This window comes from Alloyangia pacifica, from assembly GCF_003111685.1.
Lineage (GTDB): Bacteria > Pseudomonadota > Alphaproteobacteria > Rhodobacterales > Rhodobacteraceae > Salipiger > Salipiger pacificus_A.
The window spans coordinates 243,627-266,503 of the sequence record NZ_CP022191.1; the positions used below are offsets into that span (position 1 = coordinate 243,627).

The 22,877-nt window shown below is 66.7% G+C and carries 21 protein-coding genes; 15 read left to right on the plus strand and 6 right to left on the minus strand.

All coding sequences use genetic code 11. The features are described from left to right. Nucleotides 1–2: 2 nt before the first annotated feature. Together CEW88_RS20300 and CEW88_RS20305 are read right to left on the minus strand one after the other, a co-directional pair. The gene (locus CEW88_RS20300) at nucleotides 3–761 is read right to left on the minus strand and encodes an amino acid ABC transporter substrate-binding protein (protein WP_108970184.1); all 759 of its coding nucleotides are present in this window, start codon (nucleotides 759–761) and stop codon (nucleotides 3–5) included. A gap of 235 nt (nucleotides 762–996) precedes the next feature. After that, entirely contained in the window at nucleotides 997–1,893 is an 897-nt protein-coding gene (locus CEW88_RS20305; protein ID WP_108970185.1) for a LysR family transcriptional regulator, read from the minus strand. Between the two features lie 89 nt (nucleotides 1,894–1,982). Here CEW88_RS20305 and CEW88_RS20310 point away from each other — a divergent pair, with 89 nt between their 5' ends. From CEW88_RS20310 to CEW88_RS20345, 8 genes are all read left to right on the plus strand, one after another. Then, a complete protein-coding gene (locus tag CEW88_RS20310; RefSeq protein WP_108970186.1) occupies nucleotides 1,983–3,161 on the plus strand; it encodes an MFS transporter in 1,179 nt (392 codons plus the stop codon). Nucleotides 3,162–3,623: 462 nt separating this feature from the next. Then, nucleotides 3,624–4,379: a FadR/GntR family transcriptional regulator gene (locus CEW88_RS20315; protein WP_159099691.1), complete on the plus strand. Its 756-nt coding sequence runs from the start codon at nucleotides 3,624–3,626 to the stop codon at nucleotides 4,377–4,379. Between the two features lie 14 nt (nucleotides 4,380–4,393). Beyond that, nucleotides 4,394–5,365, plus strand: coding sequence for a tripartite tricarboxylate transporter substrate binding protein (locus CEW88_RS20320; protein ID WP_108970188.1), 972 nt, complete (start codon nucleotides 4,394–4,396; stop codon nucleotides 5,363–5,365). 11 nt (nucleotides 5,366–5,376) lie between these two features. Further along, nucleotides 5,377–5,859 carry a tripartite tricarboxylate transporter TctB family protein gene (locus tag CEW88_RS20325; protein ID WP_108970189.1) on the plus strand — a complete coding sequence of 161 codons (483 nt, stop codon included), beginning with the start codon at nucleotides 5,377–5,379 and terminating at the stop codon, nucleotides 5,857–5,859. A 10-nt stretch (nucleotides 5,860–5,869) separates the two neighbouring features. After that, a complete protein-coding gene (locus tag CEW88_RS20330; RefSeq protein WP_108970190.1) occupies nucleotides 5,870–7,399 on the plus strand; it encodes a tripartite tricarboxylate transporter permease in 1,530 nt (509 codons plus the stop codon). After that, complete coding sequence (locus tag CEW88_RS20335; RefSeq protein WP_254694551.1) at nucleotides 7,399–7,896, plus strand: 2,4'-dihydroxyacetophenone dioxygenase family protein; 498 nt, start codon at nucleotides 7,399–7,401, stop codon at nucleotides 7,894–7,896. The genes CEW88_RS20330 and CEW88_RS20335 overlap by 1 nt, the downstream gene beginning before the upstream one ends. A 5-nt stretch (nucleotides 7,897–7,901) precedes the next feature. Continuing rightward, complete coding sequence (locus tag CEW88_RS20340) at nucleotides 7,902–8,681, plus strand: SDR family NAD(P)-dependent oxidoreductase (protein WP_108970411.1); 780 nt, start codon at nucleotides 7,902–7,904, stop codon at nucleotides 8,679–8,681. A 32-nt stretch (nucleotides 8,682–8,713) separates the two neighbouring features. After that, entirely contained in the window at nucleotides 8,714–9,721 is a 1,008-nt protein-coding gene (locus CEW88_RS20345; protein WP_108970191.1) for a zinc-dependent alcohol dehydrogenase, read from the plus strand. Nucleotides 9,722–9,831: 110 nt separating this feature from the next. On the opposite strand, the gene CEW88_RS20350 is transcribed toward CEW88_RS20345, so the two are convergent. Then, a complete protein-coding gene (locus CEW88_RS20350; RefSeq protein ID WP_108970192.1) occupies nucleotides 9,832–11,067 on the minus strand; it encodes a Zn-dependent hydrolase in 1,236 nt (411 codons plus the stop codon). Further along, a complete protein-coding gene (locus tag CEW88_RS20355) occupies nucleotides 11,067–12,257 on the minus strand; it encodes a hypothetical protein (RefSeq protein WP_108970193.1) in 1,191 nt (396 codons plus the stop codon). Before CEW88_RS20355 ends, CEW88_RS20350 begins: the two co-directional genes overlap by 1 nt. A gap of 168 nt (nucleotides 12,258–12,425) precedes the next feature. Between CEW88_RS20355 and CEW88_RS20360 the strand changes: the two genes are divergently transcribed. Further along, nucleotides 12,426–12,920 carry a MarR family winged helix-turn-helix transcriptional regulator gene (locus CEW88_RS20360; RefSeq protein WP_108970194.1) on the plus strand — a complete coding sequence of 165 codons (495 nt, stop codon included), beginning with the start codon at nucleotides 12,426–12,428 and terminating at the stop codon, nucleotides 12,918–12,920. A gap of 50 nt (nucleotides 12,921–12,970) precedes the next feature. Here CEW88_RS20360 and CEW88_RS20365 read toward each other — a convergent pair whose 3' ends face one another. Further along, a complete protein-coding gene (locus CEW88_RS20365; RefSeq protein WP_108970195.1) occupies nucleotides 12,971–13,348 on the minus strand; it encodes a winged helix-turn-helix transcriptional regulator in 378 nt (125 codons plus the stop codon). A gap of 98 nt (nucleotides 13,349–13,446) precedes the next feature. On the opposite strand from CEW88_RS20365, the gene CEW88_RS20370 reads away from it, so the two are divergent. The 4 genes from CEW88_RS20370 to CEW88_RS20385 all read left to right on the plus strand — a co-directional run bounded on the left by CEW88_RS20370 (nucleotide 13,447) and on the right by CEW88_RS20385 (nucleotide 18,237). Further along, nucleotides 13,447–14,934, plus strand: coding sequence for an amidohydrolase family protein (locus tag CEW88_RS20370; RefSeq protein ID WP_108970196.1), 1,488 nt, complete (start codon nucleotides 13,447–13,449; stop codon nucleotides 14,932–14,934). Nucleotides 14,935–15,200: 266 nt separating this feature from the next. After that, nucleotides 15,201–15,932, plus strand: a complete 732-nt coding sequence (locus CEW88_RS20375) for a GntR family transcriptional regulator (RefSeq protein ID WP_108970197.1) — start codon at nucleotides 15,201–15,203, stop codon at nucleotides 15,930–15,932. Nucleotides 15,933–16,092: 160 nt separating this feature from the next. Further along, nucleotides 16,093–16,914: an amidohydrolase family protein gene (locus CEW88_RS20380; protein ID WP_108970198.1), complete on the plus strand. Its 822-nt coding sequence runs from the start codon at nucleotides 16,093–16,095 to the stop codon at nucleotides 16,912–16,914. Nucleotides 16,915–16,941: 27 nt separating this feature from the next. Next, entirely contained in the window at nucleotides 16,942–18,237 is a 1,296-nt protein-coding gene (locus tag CEW88_RS20385) for an SLC13 family permease (protein ID WP_108970199.1), read from the plus strand. Nucleotides 18,238–18,487: 250 nt separating this feature from the next. On the opposite strand, the gene CEW88_RS20390 is transcribed toward CEW88_RS20385, so the two are convergent. After that, nucleotides 18,488–20,524: an NADH:flavin oxidoreductase gene (locus tag CEW88_RS20390; RefSeq protein ID WP_108970200.1), complete on the minus strand. Its 2,037-nt coding sequence runs from the start codon at nucleotides 20,522–20,524 to the stop codon at nucleotides 18,488–18,490. A gap of 196 nt (nucleotides 20,525–20,720) precedes the next feature. Here CEW88_RS20390 and CEW88_RS20395 point away from each other — a divergent pair, with 196 nt between their 5' ends. Further along, nucleotides 20,721–21,362 (plus strand): TetR/AcrR family transcriptional regulator, encoded by a 642-nt coding sequence (locus CEW88_RS20395; RefSeq protein WP_108970201.1) that lies wholly within the window; start codon nucleotides 20,721–20,723, stop codon nucleotides 21,360–21,362. Between the two features lie 99 nt (nucleotides 21,363–21,461). Continuing rightward, nucleotides 21,462–22,856: a tannase/feruloyl esterase family alpha/beta hydrolase gene (locus CEW88_RS20400; RefSeq protein WP_108970202.1), complete on the plus strand. Its 1,395-nt coding sequence runs from the start codon at nucleotides 21,462–21,464 to the stop codon at nucleotides 22,854–22,856. The last annotated feature ends 21 nt before the right edge of the window (nucleotides 22,857–22,877 follow it).

Sequence of the window (22,877 nt, forward strand, 5' to 3'; positions counted from 1 at the left end):
GTTCACTCCGGGCTGGTGATGTCGGTGCCGAACCACTTCTGCGAGATCTCGGTCAGCGTGCCGTTCTCGCGCAGGGTGGACAGCGCCGCGTCCACCTCGTCGCGCAACGCGGTGCCGGCCGCGTCGTTGCGGAAGGGCAATGCGTTGTGGATCTCCGAAAAGGGCTTGCCGGCCAGAGCCAGCGGCAGCGGGCTTTCCTGGATGAGCTGCGCCGAGGAGACGCGATCCATCACGAAGGCATCGACCCGACCCAGCGCGGTGTCCTGCGCGATGTTGGACTCGTAGGTCTTGATCTCCACCTCGTCGGCGAAGGGCAACTCGCGCAGCAGCTGCTCGAAGTTCGAGCCGAGGTTCACAGCGACGGTACGCCCGCGCAGGTCCTCGACGCTGGTGATCTCGTCATTGCCCTCGCGCACCACCACCTGCGCCCCGTCGTAGACATAGGGCTGGGTGAAGGCGAACTTGGCCTCGCGCTCGGGGGTGATGGTGATCTGGTTGGCGATCGTGTCGATGCGGCCCGCGTCGAGCGCGCCGACGAGACCCGAGAAGGACATGGTCTCGAATTCCACGTCGAGGCCGGTCTGCTCGCCAACGGCGTTCATGACATCAACCTCGAAGCCCTGCAGCACGTCCTGCTTGACGAAGGTGAAGGGGAAATAGCCGCCCGACATGCCCACCCGCAGGGTCTGGGCCTCTTGCGCCATGGCGCTGCCTGCGAGCCCGGCGGCGAAAATTGTGGCGGTGGCGATAGACTTGAGCATCTTGGCAACTCCTTTGAATTAGGGGCACTAGGTGTCTTCCCGGGTCGCGAGGATCAATGGGTCCACAAAGAAAAGGTCCCTGTCTCGAGGTAACGCTCGGCTTGCGGAACGTCGTTCCGTCTTATCCGCCCCGGAAAGAATGCCCGTTTGCCCCGGGTCCGTCGATGGGGTTGGTGCAGCTGTCCCTTTCCCGCCCCTGCGGCAAGAGATTTCCGGGGGGGGAACGCAATGACGGTCAGGCGGCGGTACGGGAGAGTTTCTCCGACAGCCATTCGAGAAAGACCGCGAGCCGTCGCAACCCCGACGTGCGGGTAAGATAAAGCGCGGTGATCTCCAGCGGGTCTGCCAGCAGGCGATCGGGAAAGAGCGACACCAGCCGCCCCGCCGCGATATCCTCGGCCACCATGAACTCCGAAAGGCGCGCAATCCCCATGCCGCCAAGGATGAGGCTGCGCACCGCCTCGCCATTCTCGGCGTAAACCGAGGCGGGGACGTCAACTGGCCCGGAAAGCCCCTCGAAGTGCAGGCCGTTGATGTGCGACGGCGCGGTGAAGCGCACCTGCCGGAGCTGCCCAAGCGCCTCGGGCCTGTCGGGCCAGCCTGCGCGGTCAAGATAGGACGGAGCCGCGACCAGACGCCATGGCGTGCGTCCGAGCGGCCGCTGCAGCACCTCGCTGTCAGCCAATCGCCCGAAGCGGATCGCCACATCCGCATGACTGTCGATCAGGTCGACGAGGCGATCGGTCATGTCGAGAGTGACCTCCACCTCGGGAAACCGCGCGTGGAACTCGACCAGCTGCGGCGCGATCACGTGCAGGACGAAGCCTGCCGGGGCATTCACCCGCAGCGGACCTCGCGGTGCACGCCCCTGCGCCGCGAGATCGGCCAGCGACTCGGTCCGGGTGACGATGTCCTGTGCCGCCACGAGCAGGTCGCGCCCCTCAGCGGTCAGTTCGATCGCGCGGGTACTCCGGCGCAGCAAGGTGGCGCCGAGTTGCAGCTCGAGGCGGGTCACCGCTCGGCTCAGCGTCGAGGGAGCCACGCCAAGATGCCTGCCGGCCTCGGCAAAGCCCCCGGCCTCGATCACCTTAACAAAGGTCGCAAGGTCTCGGGTCTGCGGTAATTCGTGCATCAAGCGCAACGAGCCTTTGCCAACCTGTCTGTTCACGCAAAAGCCTAGCGCGGCCATCTTCGCGGCGAAAGTGGAAACAGGAGCCTCCCATGCCCTTAGCTCTCTGGGCGCTGACGATCAGCGCCTTCGCCGTCGGCACGACCGAGTTCGTGATCGTTGGCCTCATCCCGACCATCGCCGCGGACCTCGGCGTATCCCTGCCCTCAGCCGGCCTTCTGGTCAGCCTCTATGCGCTTGGCGTGACCATCGGCGCGCCGGTGCTGACCGCGCTTGCCGGGCGCCTGCCGCGCAAGACGCTGCTGCTGTCGCTGCTGGTCCTGTTCATCGCCGGCAATGCCTTCGCCGCCTTTGCACCCGGGTACGACAGCCTGATCGCCGCGCGCTTTCTGACCGGTCTCGCGCATGGTGTCTTCTTCGCCATCGCCTCGACCATCGCTACGGATCTCGTTGATCGCGAGAAGGAAAGCTCCGCGATCGCGCTGGTCTTTCTGGGCCTGACCGTCGCGCTGGTCACCGGTGTGCCGCTCGGCACCTGGATTGGTCAGAACTTCGGGTGGCAGGCGAGCTTCCTCGGCGTGTTCGTTCTAGGCGTGATCGGGCTGATCGCCTCGGCGCTGCTTGTGCCCGGCACGCTGCGCCGGCGCCCGGTGCCGCGCCTGAGCGCTCAGGCAAAGGTGCTGACCTCGCCACGGCTGCTGCTCGTCTACCTGATCACCGCGGTCGGCTACGGCGGAAATTTCATCGCCTTCACCTACCTTGCCCCGATGCTGAGCGAGGTGACCGGGCTCGGCACGGGCGCGGTGAGCCTCGTCATCCTGCTCTACGGCGCTTCGGTCGCGGTCGGCAACATCATCGGCGGCAAGTTGGCGGACCGCATGGGCGCGGTGCGCGCGCTGACGCTGATCTTCATCGGGCTGTCGGCGGTCTTGCTGGCGCTCGGCCTGACGCTCTCGTCGCCTGCGGCGGCCATCGCGGTGATCGCGGTCTGGGGCGGTTTCGCCTTCGCTAACGTGCCGCCGCTGCAGGTCTATACCGTGCAGATCGCCCGCGAGGTTGCGCCGGATGCGGTCGACGTTGCCTCGGGTCTCAATATCGGCGCCTTCAACCTTGGCATCGCGCTTGGCGCATGGACGGGCGGGCTCGTCGTCGCGGGCAGCGGCCTTGCCGCGGCACCCCTGCTCGGCGCTGCGGTGGTCTTCGTCGGCGTGCTTCTGACCCGGCTCTCCGGTCGTCTCGACCGGACGGCCTCCCCTCTTCCAGCAGAATAGGAGGACTTGTCCCATGACCATTGGACACATTGGGCGCGCCGGATTCCCCGCGCTTGGCCTCGGCACCGTCCGCATGGCGCCCGGCGAAGCGCGCGACTTCCGCGGCGGCGGAGCCGCATGGCCGCATCGTCTCGCCCGAGGGGCTGGCACCCGATTGGGACTGACGCGCTAAATCTGCAAGGTCCGACCCGCCCCGGTGCATCCGGGGCGGGCGTGCGCGCGATGTCATCTGGGTCCGGGACGTGGAGCGCGACAAGCGACCTCTGCAGATGCTCCCGCTCGCGGGACGCGAGCATGTTCCATCTAAAGCGTTCATTTATATAGATATAATTGATACGTATTTTGATACGATTATTGAATTTGATTCATCGTACCAAATTGTCTATGACTGATTCATCTTGGACCGTGGGGTGGAGGCGCTACGGTCGGTCAGCCGCCGAGGTTGACATGGAGGAGACAGCCGTGAGCGAATTCGCACTGCCTGAGACCCTGGGAGCCGATGCGCGCCCTCTGAAGGCGTCCGAGGCTCTTGACACGCTGGGCCGGCGCATCGTCGCCGGCACGTACGAGGTCGAGGGCACGCTGCCGGTCGAGGCCAGCCTGATGGACGATCTGGGGATCAGCCGCACCACCCTGCGCGAGGCGATCCGCACGTTGGTCGCGCTCGGGCTGGTCGAGGTGCGGCCGCGGATCGGCACCCGGGTGCTGCCGCGCAAGCACTGGAACCTGCTCAATCGCGACGTGCTGCGCTGGATGATGCCGAGCGAAGGCTTCAACGTCGAGCTGATGGGCTCGATCGACGAGGCGCGCGAGGTGTTCGAACCCGCCGCCGCGGCGATGGCCGCCGAGCGCGCCAGCCGCAGCGCGATCACCGCGATCCGCGTCGCCTACGACAAGATGGAGGCCGCCGCCGACAGCGGTGATGCCGTTGCCGCGATCCGCGCCGACCGCGAGTTCCATCTGGCGATCCTCGCCTCGACCGGCAACCCGATCATCGAGGCCTTCGACACCGCCATCGACGCCGTGCTCGGGCAACTGTTCCGGGTCGCCATCGAGATGCATATGGAGAATTTCCGCAACAACCTGGTCAATCACCGCAACGTTCTTGACGCCATCGAGCGCAAGGACGCGGCGACCGCCCGACAGGCGATGCTCGACACCATCTGGTTCACGCGTCGCCACTTGGAAAGGCACAAGCTTACCAAGACATTCAGCTAAACGGAGGAGACCCCATGCTGAAGAAAATGACGTTCGCGAGCATTGCCCTGCTCGCGGCGGCCGGCACCGCCATGGCCGAATACCCCGAAAAGCCGATCACCATGATCGTGCCGTGGAACGCCGGCGGAGGCACCGATGCCGTCGCGCGGATGCTGGCCAAGGGGCTGGAAGCCGAGCTTGGAACCAATGTCGCGGTCGTGAACCGCTCGGGCGGCGCCGGTGTCGTCGGCCACAACGCCATGGTGACCGCGCCGACCGACGGCTACACCATCGGCTTCGCGACCGCCGAGATGGTGACCTACTACTGGACCGGCAACGCCGAGTTCACCGACGAGGACTTCACGCCGATCAGCTTGGTGAATTTCGACAGTGGTGCCTTCCACGTGGCCGCAGGCAGCGACTGGGAAACCGTCGGCGACGCCGTCGAGGCAATCAAGAATGCGCCCGCCGGCACCTTCAAGATGTCCGGCACCGCCGTCGGCGCGGCCTATCACCTGGCCTTCGCCGGCTTCCTGCAACAGCAGGGCGTCGACCCGCTGAAGGTCACGATGGTGCCCTCGCAGGGCGCTGCCCCCGGCTTTCAGGAACTGGCTGCCGGAGGCGTGCAGATCATCCCGTCGTCGCTGCCCGAGGGCAAGACCATGATGGATGCGGGACGCTCCAAGGCACTGGCCGTCTTCGCCGACGAGCGCAACGCGGCCTTCCCGGACGTGCCCACCGCCGCCGAACAGACCGGCACCCCCTACTCGGGCGGCACCTGGCGCGGCGTCGTCGGCCCCAAGGAGATGGATCCCGAGGCCGCGGCCAAGCTCGAAGCCGCCGTGAAGACCGTCTTCGACAGCGAAGAGTTCCAGTCCTTCATGGCGCAGCAGGGCTTTGGCGCTCGCTACCTCGACGCCGCGGAGTTCACTGACTTCCTCGACGAGACGCAGCAGAGCGTCGGCGAGGTCATGAACGCCATCGGCCTCGCGCAACGCGGCAGCTGAGGAGAGTAGGGATGCGGCTTCCGGATATCTGGACGGGGCTTGGCTTCGCGATACTCGGGATCTTCGTGGTCCTGCAGGCGCAGGGCTTTCCCGAACCTGCGGGGGCCGCATCCCCGCGGCTCTTCCCGCGCATCGTCGGCTCGGGCTTCGTGCTCTTCGGCCTGCTGATCGCGGGGCGCAGTCTCGCGGCACGGATGCAGGGCGCCGAGGTGCGGCTCCTCCCCGAGGTCGAGGATTGGATGCGCAGCCCCAAGCGGCTGGCGCGGATCCTCTTCATCCCGCTGGCAATCGTGCTCTATGGCCTGCTTGCGCCCGTGCTCGGCTCGCTGCCGGTCTCGGTGGTGCTGGTCCTTGTCAGCGCCCTGCTCTGGGACGAGCGACCGATTGCGGCCGCCGTCGTTTCTATCGCCGTCTGTCTCGCGGTCACGCTCTTCTTCATCGAGGTGATGCGTGTGCCCCTGCCCACCGGGCCCTTCCCCGGCTCCCTGTTCTGAAGCGACCCGCATGGATGTCCTGATTTCCGCCTTTCACATGGTCTTTAGCCTCGACGTGCTGGGAGTGATCCTGCTCGGCTCGGCCTTCGGCCTTTTCGTCGGCGCGACCCCGGGTCTCAGCGCGACCATGGCGGTGGCGCTGCTGGTGCCGGTGACCTTTTTCCTCTCGCCGGTGGCGGCGATCGGCGCCATCGTCTCCTGTTCGGCCATGTCGATCTTCGCCGGCGACATTCCCGGGGCGCTGCTGCGCATCCCCGGCACCCCGGCCTCGGCCGCCTACATGCGCGAACTCGATGCGCTGAACCGCATGGGTCGGCTGGATCTCGCGCTCGGCACGTCGATGATGGTGGCGGTGATCGGCGGGCTGATCGGCACAGCGGTTCTCGTGCTCGCCGCACCGCAACTGGCCGAGGTGGCGCTGCTCTTCTCGACCTACGAATATTTCTGGCTGGCGCTGCTCGGCCTGTCCTGCGCCACGCTGGTCGCCGGGCGCGACCGTCTCAAGGGCACGGTGTCGCTGCTGCTCGGCCTGTTCCTGACGATGATCGGCCTCGACGTGACGACCGGTCTGCCGCGCTACACCTTCGGGCTGATCGACCTGCAGGCCGGGGTTTCGCTGATCGCGGTGATGATCGGCGCCTTCGCGGTGGCCGAGATCCTGCGCTCGGCGCAGCACCCGCTCGTCACCCCGCAGAAACCCGCAAAGGCCGGGCTGTCGATCTTGCGCGGACAGCCCCGCAATCTCTGGACCCACAAGGGCGCGGTGGCCCGCGGCAGCCTGATCGGCACGCTGATCGGCGCGCTGCCCGGTGCAGGTGCCGACATCGCCGCCTGGATCGCCTACGCGATCAGTCAGAAGGTCTCGAAGAAGGCCGACAATTACGGCAAGGGCGAGCCCGAGGCCATCGCCGGAGCCGCCTCGGCCAACAACGCGGCGCTCTCGGGAAGCTACGTGCCGGCGCTGGTCTTCGGCATCCCCGGCGACTCGATCACCGCGATCGTTGTCGGCGTGCTGGTGCTCAAGGGCATCCAGCCGGGGCCGATGGTCTTCATCACCTCGCCCGAGCTCGTCAACGCGATCTACATCGTCTTCGTGCTGGCGAACCTACTGATCATCCCGCTTGGCCTCTTGGCCATCATCGGCGGGCGGCAACTGCTCGGCGTGCGCATGGGCAAGCTCTATCCCTCGATCCTGCTGCTCTGCATCCTCGGCACCTTTGCCACGAACAATTCGCTCTTCGATCTGTGGACGCTCGCCGCCGTTGGTGTGCTGGTCTGGATCATGGAGGCGAATGACTATCCCGCCGCGCCGCTGGTGCTGGGCCTCGTGCTCGGCCGGGTCGTGGAGGAGAATTTCATGTCCAGCATGATCAAGGCGGATGGCAACCTGCTCGCCTTCTTCGAACGCCCCATCGCCGGGGTACTGGGCGTGATCACGCTGCTGGTCTGGCTCGCACCGCCGGCGGTGTCCCTGCTGCGCCGCCTCTCCGGGCGCGGCAGATCCGACCGAAGCTCTCTCGCCAAACAAGGGAAATCCTGATGTATGCCTCAATGAAAGGCTCGACCCATCCGCTCGCCGTTCCCGAGATTGCCGAAATGGCAATCCCCGAGGACGAACGGGTCTGGGTGCCGCAGGCGCCGGACGTGTGGTTCCGCCCGCTCCTGCTCAACACGATGGCCGGGCAGTGGTGCAACCTGCTGCGGGTGCGCAAGTCCGGCGTGCTCAGCAAGCACCTGCACCCCGCCCCGGTCACCGGCTACGTGATCAAGGGCCGCTGGCACTACCTCGAGCATGACTGGGTGGCCGAGACCGGCTCCTTCGTCTTCGAACCACCGGGCGAGATCCACACCCTGACCGTGCCCGAGGATTGCGAAGAAATGATCACCTTCTTCAACATCCAAGGGTGCATGTACTACGTCGACGAGGACAACAAGCACGTCGGCTTCGAGGATGTGTTCACCAAGATCGACATGTGCCGCAAGCACTACGAAGAGGTCGGGCTCGGCGCGAGCTACCTCGACCAGTTCATCAGATGACCAAGATGGAAAGAAGCGACATCCCCGCCCTCGGTGGCGAATGGGCGGCGCCTTTCCTCGAAGGCCGCTCGGTCCTCGTGACCGGCGGCACCTCGGGGATAGGTTTCGGCATCGCGCTCGGATTCGCCCGGGCCGGGGCGCGGGTCACCGCGACGGGGCTCACCGACAGAGAGGCCGCGGCGGCGACCGCCAAGGCGGAAGAGCTCGGGCTCGGCGGGGCCCTGAGCTTTGAGCTGCTCGACGTGCGCGACGGCGCAGCGGTGACCGAGGTCATCGGCGCGCAGGCCGATCTTTACACGCTGGTCAACTGCGCCGGGCTGATCCGCCGCGGCGCTGAACTCGAGCCCGCGGTCTTCGAGCAGGTCGTCGACGTCAACCTCAACGGCTCGATGCGTTGCGCCCATGCCGCGCATGACGCGCTGGCGCGCACGGGCGGCAGTGTGATCAACACCGCCTCGATGCTGTCGTTCTTCGGCGGCGGGCTGGTGCCAGGCTACTCGGCGTCGAAGGGCGGCATTGCGCAGCTCACCAAATCGCTCGCCATCGCCTGGGCAAAGGACGGCGTCCGGGTGAATGCCATCGCTCCGGGCTGGATCCGCACACCGCTGACCGCCGATCTTCAGGACGACGAGGCGCGCGCACGTACCATTCTCGGACGCACGCCGATGGGCCGCTGGGGCGAGCCGGGCGATCTGGCGGGCCCCGCCTTGTTCCTCGCCACCCCGCTGGCGGGGTTCATGACCGGCACGGTCATCCCAATCGACGGCGGCTACGCGATCACCTGATCGCGACCTGGAAAGCTGAGCAGGAGGAAGACATGAAGGCGCTGGTCTATGAAGGGCCGCGGACAGTCGCCGTGCGCGATGTCCCTCGCCCCAAAACCAAAGGGGTCCGTCTGCGGCTGCACTACTGCGGCGTCTGCGGGACGGACATCGGCATCTACGCGGGCAGCCACCCGCGTGCGCAGGCGCCGCTGATCCTTGGTCACGAGTTCATCGGCGAAGTGATCGAGGATCACGCCGGATTCACCAAGGGCCAGCGGGTCACCGCTTTCCCCCTGATCTCCTGCGGCGCCTGCCATCCCTGCCGGACCGGCAGCCCGCATGTCTGCGCCAACCTGCGCCTTCTTGGCATCGACTGTGACGGCGGCATGGCCGAGGAAATAACCGTCGCGCCCGAGCTGCTGGTCCCGGTACCCGACGATGTCCCGGACGAGCTCGCGGCGCTGATCGAGCCGGTCGCCGTCTGCCTGCGGGTGGCGGACCGCGCCGCGGTCACCATGGGCGACACCTGCGTCGTCACCGGCGCGGGGCCGATCGGGCTCATCACCGCGTTGATGCTGCGCCACGCCGGCGGCGGGCGCATCCTTATCTCGGACATCGCGCCGGGACGGCTGCGACTTGCCGAGGAACTGGGGTTCGAGCCCGTGAATGCCCGTGCGGAGACCCTTGCCGCGGCGGTGGCCGCGGCCACCGACGGCGACGGCGCGGACGTGCTGGTGGAATGCTCCGGCGCGGCGCCTGCGGCGCTCGAGATGACGCGGCTCGTGCGCACCGGCGGCACGATCTGCCTCGCTTCGCTGTTCAAGGCCCCGACCCCGGTCGCGCTGCTCGACATGAGCTTCAAGGAGCTGAGGCTCGTCGGGTCACGGGTCTACACGCGTGAGGAATTCCGCCGCGCCACGGCGCTTGTTGCGCAGCTCGAGACGCCGCTGGCGAAACTGATCACCCGGATCGTGCCGCTCAGCGACGCGGGCGATGTCTTCGAGCTGGCCACGGATCCAGAGGCCGGCATGGTGAAGGTGCTGGTCGACTGCCGGGGCTGACCCCGAGGGTCCGAGATCCCTCTGCAAGACAGGCGCCTGCGGGAAGTTGCCTCCGGACAACTTCCCGCGTTCCGCGCCATGCCCTGTCCAGCGCGACGCCCGGCGCGGCCTCAGGCCGTCAGCGCCCGCGTGGCCCGGAAGACCACCTCGACGCCGCGCGCCAGCTGGTCGTAGTCGGTCCATTCCTCGGGCGTGTGTGACACGCCGTCCCGGCTTGGCACGAAAATCAGCCCGACCGGTGCGATCTTCGACAGGACCATGGCGTCGTGCCCGGCGCCGCTCGGCATGGGGCGCCAGGCGAAACCGCAGTCCTCGGCTGCGGCGATCAGCGCGCCGCGGATCTCCTCCGACATCGGGGTTTCCGGCACCGCGAGAAGCTCTTCGGTCCCGACCGCGTAGCCGATCGCCTCCAGCGAGGCGAGCCTTGTGCGAAGCGCCGACTTGATCGCGTCGACCGTCCCGACCCTGTCGGCGCGCACGTCGACGCTGAAGATGGCGGCCTCGGGAATGACGTTGGCGCCGCCGGGATGCACGTCGATCTGGCCGACCGTGACAACCGCGCGGGGGTCGATGGCCGCGCAGAGGCCCGGCAGCTCGGCGATGACCCCGGCCGCGGCCACGAGCGCGTCGCGGCGGCCGGCCATCGGAGTGGTGCCGGCATGTCCCGCGGCACCGGTAATCCGCACCTCGAGCTGCGACAGCGCCACGATCGAGGTCACGATGCCCACGGCGTCACCGGTCTGTTCAAGCACCGGTCCCTGCTCGATGTGCAGCTCGAGAAAAGCGTGGATGCCCCCCTCGGGGATCGCAGCGGCCCCCGTCTCCTGCAGCGCGAGACCGAAACCCGCCATCGCCTCGCCGAGGGAAACACCTTCGCTGTCGCACATGGGAGCGAGCGCCTCCGGTCCGAGCTGGCCGGTCAGGATGCGCGAGCCGAGCAGGCCGCCGCCGAAGCGGCCGCCCTCCTCCTCGATCATCGCGATCACCTCGAGCGGGCGGCGCGGCGTCACGCCAAGCTGCTGCATGCAGAACGCGGTTTCGATCGCCGCGACGACCCCGGCGGGCCCGTCGAAGGCGCCGCCGTTGGGCACGCTGTCGATATGCGAGCCGACCAGTACCGGGGCAAGCGACGGATCGGCTCCCTCGAGCCGCCCGACGAGATTGCCGACGCTGTCGATCCGCGTGCTCAGCCCCGCCTCCTGCATCCGGCCCGCGAGGTAGTCCAGCGCCGCGCGGTGCTGCGCGCTGTAGGTCAGCCGTGTGGTGCCCCGGCCCGGGGTGGCGGTGAAGGCGGCCACCGCCTCGATCATCTCGCGGATGCGCCCCTCGCTGACGTGCTGCGCCATCACAGCAGCCCTGCGAAGATACCGGCCAACAGCACCGAGACGATGGTCACCGTGACGAAACCGGCGACCAGCATCGGCGGCAGCATGTGGGCGGAGAGCACCTCGCGTTCGTCTTCCTTGTCGGACAGCGCGTTCACCACCTCGTTGGTGATCACGTAGTCGGCGGGGAAGCCGTAAAGCGCGGTCAGCGAGCAGGCGAAGGCCATCGCCGGCGTGCTGCCCAGCAGCTTTCCGGCGATGAAGGAGAAAACGTACATGCCGGCGATGCCGATGAGGATCGCGCCGAACATCGGGCCCGCGAGATCGAGCAGCATCTCGGGCGTCGCGCGGTTCAGCCCGCCGAGGATGAACAGCATCAGCACCATGATCACGAAGCCGAAGGAGTTCGCCAGCTGCAGCGGCTGGCGCTCGAGGAATCCGACCGAGGAGGCGATGACCCCCGCCACGAGGCACAGCACGAAGGGGCTGATCTCGAAATAGGGCTTCACCAGCTCGGACACGCCCCAAGCAAGGAAGGCGACGAGGCCCAGCCGGAACAGCTTGAAGTAGACGGTGTTGTACTCTGCCGGCAGGTTGCGGAACAGCGCGGGCACCGCGGCGCCCTGCGCGCTCTCGACCTGTGTCACCTTGGCCGCGCCGGCCCATTGGCCGCTGCGGTAGAGGCCCAGCACGCGGCGTCCCTCACGCTGCAGCATCCACGACGTCAGCGGGTAGCCGATGAAGCCCTGCATCACGTAGATCAGGATGGCGAGCACCGCGAGGCTCTCGAAGCCCGCCTTGGACGCGGCTTCGGACATGATCAGCGACGAGACCACCCCACCGGTCAGCGGCGGCGTCACGACGACGAGGGTTTCGAAATCGAGGAAGAGCCGCCCGACGGTGAAGAGCATGGCGGCGATCCCGGCGATCCCGAGGAGCGCGATGACCACCGTGCGCCACTGCCGCCTCAGTTCCTTGAGCGAGAGCAGCGTGCCCATGTTGGTGATCAGCAGGAACATCGACAGGTAGACGACCGGCGTTCCGAACCCGGCGACCTGCACTATATCGGCGGGGAAGAACGTCCAGTAGCCGACCAGGAACAGGACGGCGCAGACGAAGATCGACGGCAGCCGCGAGCGGGTTCTCGTGGCAGCGACGTCGCCGACGAAGAGGATCAACGTCAGCACGGCAAAGGCGGCAAGTTGGGGCATTCGGGTCTCGCTTGGAATCTTGAAATGCAACGGTTGACGGATCGTTACATCCAAGTGGATGTAATTTGCAAGCTGTGCTATGTTTCGGTATGCCGCCGCGAAATATTGCAACCTCGTGGGGCGCTGGGTACCACGGAGACCTTTCGACACCGCCACGGCGAGGACAGCTTGCGATACGAGACCGACGACATCCTGCGCGAGACCTTCACGTCCGATCTGCGCTATCTGATGGCGGTGAGCCACATCGTCCTTGCGAACAACCAGGTGTCCAACCGGTTCTTCGAGAAGACCTACCGCATGCCGGTGCACGCTTGGTCGGCGCTCTACGCGGTGGTGCGATTTCCCGGCCTGCTCGCGAAGGACATCCCGCTGCTGTTCCCGCGACCGCAGAATTCGGTCAGCCGCGCGGTCTCGATGTTGCGCGAACGTGGCTGGATCACCGTCGAGACCAGCGACGAGGACACGCGGGCGCGGCTGCTCTACCCGACCGATGAGGGGCGGCGCGTGCTTGACGGGATCGAGACGCAGGTCCTGAAGCGCCAGGAAGAGATCTTCAGCGTTCTGTCCCAGGAAGAGCGCGATCAGTTCCTGGAATTGTGCCGCAAGCTGATCCTCGGTGGAGGCCTTTCAGCCTCCGAGGCGCTGTCACCCGACGATACCTGAAGGTGAGGGACCGCCAAGCTAGGCCGATATGGCGCCCCCCCTCATAGGTTTCATCCTGCCGCCTTGGCCTTGGGCGTCTGCGCCATGTCATAAGCGGCTTGGTTCCGTTCAATGTCGTCGCAGTTCAGCGCCGACCATTCGCAGAGCGCAAAAAGCGGCCCGACCAGGGTCTCGCCCAAGGGTGTCAGCCTGTACTCGACCTGCGGAGGCGTCTTGTCGGCGAAGACCTCGCGCTGGACGAGCCCGTCGCGTTCCAATGCGCGCAGCGTGACGGTCAGCATGCGTTGCGAAATCGTCTCGATTTCACGGCGCAACTGATTGTAGCGCTTGGGTTTCTCCGACAGGACCAGCACCGTCAGCGCCGCCCACTTGTTGCCGACCTGCGAGAGGATCGGCGAGATCCGGTTGCAATCCCCGGGTACAGACATGTGCCCTAGCTTCACGAACGTGCCTCCTTGTGCCGTTATTTTCGCATCCCTATCCATTCTAACGTACAAAGAGTAACCGCACACCAGGAGAATAATAGATGTGTGACCTTTGCCGCTCTGCCCGCCCGAACCGGCGCTCCTTCCTCAAGCTTGCCACTGCCAGCGCAGCGTCGGCCGCCGTATTGCCGGCCTTCCTGTCCAGCCCCACCGCCGCGCAGACGCTTCCCGAGGGTGTCGGCGCGCAAGGGCGCCGCACGCTGATCCGCGGCGGCCACGTCATGAGCATGGACCCGCAGGTGGGGGACTTCGAGCGGGGAGACGTTCTGCTCGAGGGCAGCCGGATCGTCGAGATCGCGCCACGCATCGAGGCGTCCGATGCCGCGGTGATCGAGGCTGAAGGCAGGATCGTCATGCCCGGCTTCATCGACACCCATCACCACCAGTTCGAGACGGCGCTGCGGTCTTTCCTGCCGAACGGGATTATGTATGCCACGCCGGACCGCGACGGCGCCCCGAACTACCTCGACGACATTCTTGGAAAGTTTGCCCCGGTCTATCGCCCGGAAGATGTCTACATTTCCGAGCTTTTTGGTGGCATCAGTCAGCTCGACGCCGGGGTCACCACGGTCCACGATGTCTCGCAAATCCACCATTCTCCCGCCCATTCCGACGCGGCGATCCGCGGGCTGCGCGAGGCGGGGCGCCGGGGCGTCTTCGGCTACTTCGAAGGCCAGGGCGCCGATGCGCAGTATCCGCAGGACGCGCGGCGCATCCGCGACGCGTATTTCAGCTCGGACGATCAGCTGCTGACGATGGTCATGGGGGGCGAGGCCTATCTGCCGCATGTCGATCCGCTGGATCTGTGGACGCTGGGGCAGGAGCTCGATCTGCCGATCGCGCTGCATGTGGTCGGCAGCCTCGGCATGCGTGAGACGATGGACCGGCTCATCCCGCATTTCACCGACCGACACCTGTTCATCCACATGACCGGGATGAGCGACGCCGCCTGGGAGCGCACCCGCGAGGTCGGCGCACATCTGTCGCTTTCGGTGCCGATAGAGATGCAGATGCGCCACGGCATGCCGCCGATCCAGAAGGCGCTCGACATGGGCATCGCGCCGTCCCTGTCGGTGGACGTCGAATGCACCATGACCGCCGACTTCTTCACCCAGATGCGCAGTGCCATGACGCTTCAGCGCGCCTTCGCAAATCAGGCCGCGCTGGACGGCGACGCGACGGCCCCCACCCTGCTGACCGCGCGGGACGTTTTGGAATTCGCGACGATCAATGGCGCCAAGGACCTCTGGCTTGATCACAAGGTGGGCAGTCTGACCCCGGGCAAGGAAGCGGACATCCTCCTGCTGGATGCCGAGGCCCTGAACGTCGCGCCGCTGAACAATGCACCGGGGGCGGTGGTGACCCTGATGGAGCGATCGAACGTCGAGACCGTGCTTGTCGCTGGGCAGATCAAGAAGTGGAAGGGCGAGATGGTCGGGTTCGACGTCCCCGCCCTGCGCGATCAGATCACCCGCTCCCGGGATTACCTCTTCGAGGCCGCTGGCGTCGAACGCGCGCTTTTCGACTGAGCGTCTGACGCGCAAGGCACGGCGGCGGCGATTGAATCATCGCCGCCGTTTGCCACGGATCGGAAGGTTGGGCCGACTTCCGGAAAGCGTTCTATGGGCAGTTGAGCCGGGGACCAGGGATGCGCCCGAGACCTTTGGCCCGGGGTCTGGCGCGCGCGTGCAGGCTCCCGGACAAATTTAAGACAGACACGTCCTCCACTTCTATATAGAAGTGGTTGACTCATCTTTTCCGCACGACTACTCAGTGCCGAGGGAAGGAGACCGCAATGTCATCACTGGACAGACTGGAAGAAGACAGCCGCCTGCCGGCCTACCTGCGCCTGCGCGACCGGATCGCCGCGCGCATCGCCGCCGGCGAATGGTCGACCGAAGACGCCCTGCCCTCTGAAAACGCGCTTGCCCGCGATTCTGGCTTTTCGGTCGGCACCGTGCGCAAGGCGCTGCAGCAGCTGGTCTCCGAGGGGCTGCTCGAGCGCCGTCAGGGCGCCGGCACCTTCCTGCGCAAACCCGCGTTCGAGCCGACGCTGTTCCGTTTCTTCGCGCTGCAGGGCGAAGACCGCGCCCAGAGCATCCCGGTGAGCCGGCTGATCGCCCGCAGCGTGCTGAACGCGCCCGCAGAGATCGCCGCCGTTCTGGGCTCGGGCGACTGCATCCGCATCGACCGCCTGCGCCTGCTGCAGGACACGCCGATCCTGACCGAGGAGATCTGGCTGCCCCGCGCGCGCTTCGACGGCATCGAGATGGTTGCCGAGGCCGAGATCGGGCCGCTGCTCTACCCCTATTACCTTGAGCGTTTCGGCGTCTTTGTCGCCCATGCCGAGGACGAGGTAAGCTTTGCCAAGCCCCCCGCCGCCATTTCCAAGCGCCTGCGCCTTGCCGCCGGCGAGTTCGTCGCGGTGATCGAGCGCACGGCCTTCGCCCTTGACGGCAGCGCGATCGAGTGGCGCCGCGCCATGGGGCCGGCGCGCAGCTTCCGCTACCGAAGTCGCATCGGCTGATCCCGATCCTGGCCCGGCACGCCACGCGCCGGACCTCCCCATAGGGCTCGAGCGCGACCACTCCGCGCTCGCCCGATTTCCCGGCCCCCTCCACGGAGCCCTCCCCTCCCTTGCAGGAGCGGGGCCGGGACGTCTTGCCACACGAACAGAAGGACCCGGCATGACCTCCAGCCCCCCGCTCTCCGGCATCGACACCCATGCGCATATCTTTGACCCGCGCGCGCTGATGGCGCCCGGACGCCGCTATGCACCGAGCTACACGGCGACCGTCGAGGCCTGGCTGGGGCACATGGCGCGCGCGGGCGTCAGTCACGGGGTGCTGGTCCAGCCAAGCTTCTACGGCACCGACAACCATCTGCTCGCCGAGGCCCTCGCGGCGTATCCGCAGCGGCTGCGCGGCATCGCCGTGCTCGACCCGGCGGTCGCGGAACGCACGCTGGCCGAGATGGATGCGCAGGGCTTCGTCGGGGCGCGGCTCAACCTCGTCGGCAAGGAACTCGAGGATTACACCAGCCGAGAATGGCAGCGCTTTTTCCACCGCCTTGCCGAAATCGGCTGGCAGGTGGAGATCCAGCGCGCCTTCGAGGACTTCGCGCAGCTTCTCCCCGCCATCTCCCGCGCCGGCTGCGCCGTGATGATCGATCACTTCGGCCTGCCGCAGGGCGGAATCGACGCCGCGAACCCCGCACATGCCGCCACGCTCGACATGCTGCGGCAGACGCCCAATGCCTGGGTCAAGCTCTCGGCCCCCTATCGCAGCGGTCAGGACGCGGCGCGGGCTTCTGTCTCGCTCGCACATCTGCGCGCCGCCTGCGGCGGCTTGGGCCGCTTCGTCTGGGGCAGTGACTGGCCGCACACCCAGCATGAGAAGGCCGCCAGCTATGCCCAGCAGGTCGCGCGCCTCGAGCAGTTGCTCCCCGATCCGGACGATCGGCGCCGCGTGCTGGTCGAGAATCCGGCGGCGCTCTTCCGCTTCACCTGACACCGCCCCGAGACAAGGGAGGACACCATGAGTCTCATCACCGTGCTGGCCATCGTTCTGGCCATCATCCTCGGCTACAAGACCCGTATCAACATCGGGCTTTTCGCCATTGCCTTCGCCTATCTCATCGGTGCCTTCCTGATGGGTCTGAAGCCCTCCGAGATCATCGCCATGTGGCCGCTGAAGATCTTCTTCGTGATCTTCTCGGTGTGTCTCTTCTACAGCTTCGCCATGGTCAACGGCACGCTCGAGAAGCTGGCGGGCCACCTCCTCTATGCCTGCCGCGGTGCCCCCTGGCTGCTGCCCTACGCGGTCTTCATGACGGCGACGGTGATCGCGGCGATGGGCGCGGGCTATTACACCGTATTGGCCTTCATGGCGCCGATTACCCTGCTGCTTTGCCGGCGCACCGGCATGGACCTCATTCTCGGCGGCATGGCGGTGAACTACGGCGCGCTCGGCGGCGCCAACTTCATGTCGAGCCAGTCCGGCATCATCTTCCGCGGGCTGATGACCAACGCCGGGATCAATGCCAACACCGCCTTCGTCAACAGCGTCGCGATCTTCGCCGCGACCTTCCTGCTGCCGTTGGTGGTGATCACGCTGATGCTCCTCGTGACGGGCAAACACCGCGGGCTGGAGGGCGAGATGCAAATCGACAAGCCCGCGCAGCTCGAACCAAAGCAGCGCCAGACGCTGTGGCTGACGCTGGCGATGATGGCGATCGTGCTGGCCGCGCCGCTCGCGCATCTGGCCCTGCCCGGAAACGAGACCGCCGCCTTCATCAACTCGAAGATCGACATCGGCCTTATCGCCAGCGTGTTTTCGGTCATCGCGCTGATGCTGAAGCTCGGCGACGAGCGCAAGGCCATCGCGTCGCTTCCCTGGCCGACGCTGATCATGATCTGCGGCATGGGCATGCTGATCGCCGTGGCCATCAAGGCCGGCACCATCGACCAGCTCGCAGCCTGGATCGGCGGCACGATCCCGCCCGTGCTGGTGCCGCTGAGCTTCGGCGTGGTGGCCGCGATCATGTCGCTCTTCGCCTCGACGCTGGGGGTGGTGACGCCGGCGCTCTTTCCCATGGTGCCGGCACTCGCGGCGCAGCTGGGGCTGAGCCCGATGCTGATGTTCACCGCCATCGTCGTCGGCGCCCAGGCGACATCGATTTCGCCCTTCTCCTCGGGCGGCAGCCTGATCCTCGGCTCGGCGCCGGATGCCGAACTGCGGCACAGCCTGTTCACCCGGCTGCTGCTGCGCGCCGCGCCGCTCGGCTTCGTCGCGGCCATGCTGACGAACCTGGCGCTGACCTTCCTGACCTGAGCTCGGGCGGCGAGGTCCAGCGCGCGGGCAAAGGAAGGCCGCGCCTGGACCTTGAGGCCGGCGATCGTGTCGGTCGCCCCGACCCCAACCGGCAGATCATGGCTGGCCCGAGCCGCGGACCGCCACAGGAGAGCGAGGCTTGCCTGCCGGTCGATTTGGGGAGCCGAAAGAGACCGGCCTCGACGCACGAGCACCTCGACGTCAGGCAACCGGGCGTGATGCAAGGGCAGCCGGGGCGGTGCCTCCGAGGCTAGAGATGCCGCACGAGGCGGAGCGCGTCGTAAATCGCCGCGTGGGTGTTGCGGCTCGAGATCGCGTCGCCGATCCGGAACAGCCGGAAGCTCCCGCCGGCATTGGGCGCCAGCGCCTGCGGTCTGCCGTCGATGAGCGCGTCGTAGTCGACCTCTCCCAGGTTCGAGCTTTGCGGTTTCAGCGCGAAGTAAAGCTCGTCCAGCGGGCGCGTGCCGGCGTTCACAACCACCTGGTCGACCAGACGGCTGCGCTTGGCCGCGCCGTAGTCGCTGCCGAGCGTGGCCCGCAGCTGGTTGCCATCACGCTCGACCGACTCCAGCCGCCATGTGACGGTGAAGGTCGTGTCGCGCATCTGCAGGTTGCGCATGTAGGGCACGAGGTTCATCGACATGACCTCGGCCGCGAGGTTGCGGTCCCAGCTGACGATCTCGACCTGCGCGCCGGCCTCCGAGATCAGGTCGGCCGCCATGAGCCCTGCGTGATCGCCCGCCTCGTCGAAGACCAGCACGGTCTGGCCGGGTTTGACGTCGCCCGACAGGATGTCCCAGGCCGAGACAACCAGCTCGTTGCCGGCGCTGAGAACCTCGGTGTGCGGCAGCCCGCCAGTCGCGAGGATCACTGCGTCGGGGGCGCTGCCGAGGACATCCTCGGCCTCGGCATAGGTGTTGAACTCGAACTGCACGCCCATCTTCAGGCACTGCTGGTAGCGCCAGTCGATGATCGAGATCATCTCGCGGCGTCGCGGCTGCAGCGCGGTCAGGCGGATTTGCCCGCCCGGTTGGTCGGCGGCCTCGAAAACGGTTACGTCATGGCCGCGTTCGGCGGCGACCCGGGCAGCCTCGAGCCCGCCCGGCCCGGCGCCGACAACGGTGACGCGCTTCCGGGTCTCGGCCTTGGCGATGGCATGCGGCTGCTCCAGTTCGCGCCCGGTGGACGGGTTGTGCAGGCAGAGCGCCATGCCGCCCTGGTAAATGCGGTCGAGGCAATAGTTTGCCCCCACGCAGGGCCGGATATCCTCTTCGCGACCCTCGATGACCTTTCGCACAAGGTGCGGGTCCGCCATATGCGCGCGGACCATGCCGACCATGTCGAGCTTGCCCGAGGCGATGGCGTGGCGCGCGGTAGCGACATCGGGGATCTTGGCGGCATGGAAGGTTGGGAAATCCGTCGCCTTGCGGATCTTGCCGGCGAAATCGAGGTGCGGCGCGTTGCGCATGCCCTGGATCGGAATCAAGTCGGTCAGCCCCGCGTCGGTGTCGATATGGCCGCGCACGACGTTGAGGAAATCGACCAGCCCGCTCTGCTTCAGCTTGCGGCTGAGCTCGATGCCCTCGTCCGCCGTCAGCCCGCCCGGCAGGCATTGATCGCCCGTGTAGCGCAGGCCGACGATGAAGGCCTCGCCGCAGCGCGCCCGGATCGCGCGCAGCACGTCCATGGTGAAGCGCATGCGGTTGTCGAGGCTGCCGCCGTAGTCGCCACCGAGGTCGTTGGTCTGCTCCGACCAGAACTGTTCGAGCAGATGGCCGTAGGCCTCGAGCTCGATGCCGTCGACCCCCGCGGCCTGCATCCGCTCGGCGGCATCGGCGAAATCGCCGATGATCCGGGTCATGTCCCAATCCTCGATCAGCTTCGGCGCGGCGCGGTGTGCGGGTTCGCGGTCAAATCCGGGCGCGACCACGGGCAGCCAGTCGGCCTTGTCCCAGCGGGTCCGGCGGCCAAGGTGCGAGAGCTGGATCATCACCGCCGCGCCATGATCGTGGCATTCGTCGACGAGCTGTTTCATCCATGGCACCACCTCGTCCTTCCAGGCGAGGATGTTGTTGAACACCGGCGGGCTGTCTTTCGAGATGCTGGCCGATCCGGCGGTCATGGTCATCGCCACGCCCGCCTTCGCCCGCTCCACATGGTAGGCGCGGTAGCGCTCCTTGGGCAGACCGTCCTCGGGATATGCCGGCTCGTGGCTGGTGATCATGATCCTGTTGCGCAGGGTCAGGTGCTTGAGCTGATACGGCTGAAGGAGCGGATCGTTCGTCATCGGAGACCTCTGGGCAGGGGATGCGTCACGGGCATCTCAAGACACAATGTTCACATGTGTCAATTTAAAAATCATCAGCGCACATTTTATGGCCCAGCTCCACCGCCATCTCGAAAACCTGTCGCGGGTGCACGCAAAATAGACAGAAGTATACAGTTTCTTGGACAGTCCGGCGGCACCCTGCTAAACACGCCTCATGAACAGCGAGATTTCACCCGAACGCGGCTGGCGGGGCTCGCGCGAGCTCTGGCTCGGCGCGGCCACCGAGGCGTTGATCGAGGGCGGAATCGACGCGGTGAAGATCCTGCCGCTGGCGAAGAAGCTCGGCCTTTCGCGCACCAGTTTCTACTGGTTCTTCAAGGACCGCGAGGCCCTGCTCGAGGCGCTTCTCGCTCATTGGGAGGCGGTGACGACTTGCCCCCTGCTCACCGCGAGCCGCGAGTATGCCGCGACCGAGACCGAGGCGATGCTGAACCTCGTGAGCATCTTCCTCTCGGACGAAGGCTTCAACGCGCGGCTCGACAGCGCCGTACGCGCCTGGGGCCGACAGGACCCGGCGGTGTTGCCGAAGGTGCACGAGGCGGACGAGCAGCGCCGGCGCGCGCTCAAGGAGCTGCTGCAGCGCTGGGGGCATTCCGAGCCGGATGCGGACGTGCGGGCCTGGACCATCTACCTCGTGCAGATGGGCTATATTGCCCTGCAGCTCGAGGAGACGCTTGAGACGCGGCTCGCGCGCTTTCCCGACTACGTGCAGGTCTACACCAGCCGCTACCCCACCGACGAGGAAATGGCGCGCTTCAAGGCCCGGCTCGGCCTGAACCCGGAGTTTCCACGCTGATCGCCAAGATCAGCGCGGACGCTGCGTCATGGCATATAATTCTTGAGCGGTTCTCTTCGCAGAGCAATTCTACCCAAGGGAGAATTTGGGAGGATATCCATGAAGCTGACCGCCATCACGCTGGCCCTTCTGGCAAGCGCGTCCTACGCCTATGCCGATCAGACGCCCGAGGAGTGCAGCGCGCTGCGCGACACAGTCTTCGACGGCGGCCATGTCACCTCGGCCCAGGTGATGAGCCCCGAGGGCCTGCCGCAGTATTGCGAGGTGCGGGCCACCGCCCTGCCCGCCATTTCCATCGAGGTGCGCCTGCCGCTCTCGGGCTGGAACGGCAAGTTCTACCAGGCGGGTTGCGGCGGCTTCTGCGGCATCCTCGGGCGGGCCGATGGTGGCGAGTCCTGGGTCAATGCCATGCGCCCGGGGCTCGAGCGCGGCTATGCCACCGCCACGTCGGACAGCGGCCACCACGCGCTCGCCGTCACCGAAGCGACCTGGGCGCAGGACAACCCCAACGCTGAGCGCGACTGGGGCTGGCGCTCGATCGGCGAGACCAACCGGATCGCGCAGGTGATGATGGATGCCTTCTATGGCGCGCCCTCGAGCCAGGCGATTTTTCAGGGCTGCTCGACCGGTGGGCGCATGGCGCATGTGGCCGCGCAGCGCTATCCCGAGATGTTCGACGGGATCATCTCGGGGGCTCCGGCGATGGATTACACCGGGCTCGTCGGCACGGCGATGTCCTGGACCCTTCAGGCCAATACCGCCGAGGACGGCAGCCAGATCCTCGGGCCTGACGAGGCCGCGAAGATCGGCGCGGCGGTGATGCAGCAATGCGACGGCGCGGACGGCACCGAAGACGGGGTGATCGAAGATCCGCGCGCCTGCGAGGTCGATTACTCCGGCCTCGGCCTCAGCAACCAGCAACTCGACACGCTGGCGAAATGGCGAGAGGGTCCGCGCAACGCGGCGGGCGAGCAGCTCTACCCGGGCGGCATTCCCGAAGGGTCGGAACCCTTCTGGTGGCTCTGGCTGACCGGCAACGCCGAGGGCGCCGGAAAGCTGGTCTCGGGCTTTGCGGGGGGCTTCACCCGCCACATGGCCTTTGCCGACGATCCGGGCACCGACTACTCGCCGCTGTCCTTCGATTTCGAGACCGATCCGGCGCGCATGGCGACGGCGGCTTCGGTCTACAACGGCGACACCCCGGATCTCTCGGCCTTCCGCGCGGCGGGCGGAAAGATGATCGTCTACCACGGCTGGGCGGATTCCATCGTGACACCCTACAAGACCGTGGAGTGGTACGACCAAGCGGCGGAACTTGCCGGTGGCGAGACCGCGCTGAACGAGAACGTGAAGCTCTTCATGGTACCGGGGCTCGATCATTGCGGCATCCTGCCCGGTCCGAACGGGGTGAACTGGTCCTCGCTCGATCCGATGACCCCGCTGGAAGCCTGGATGAACGAGGGCACCGCGCCGAGCTCGATCATGGTCGAGTGACCCCTCCGCCTCCTGCCCCGC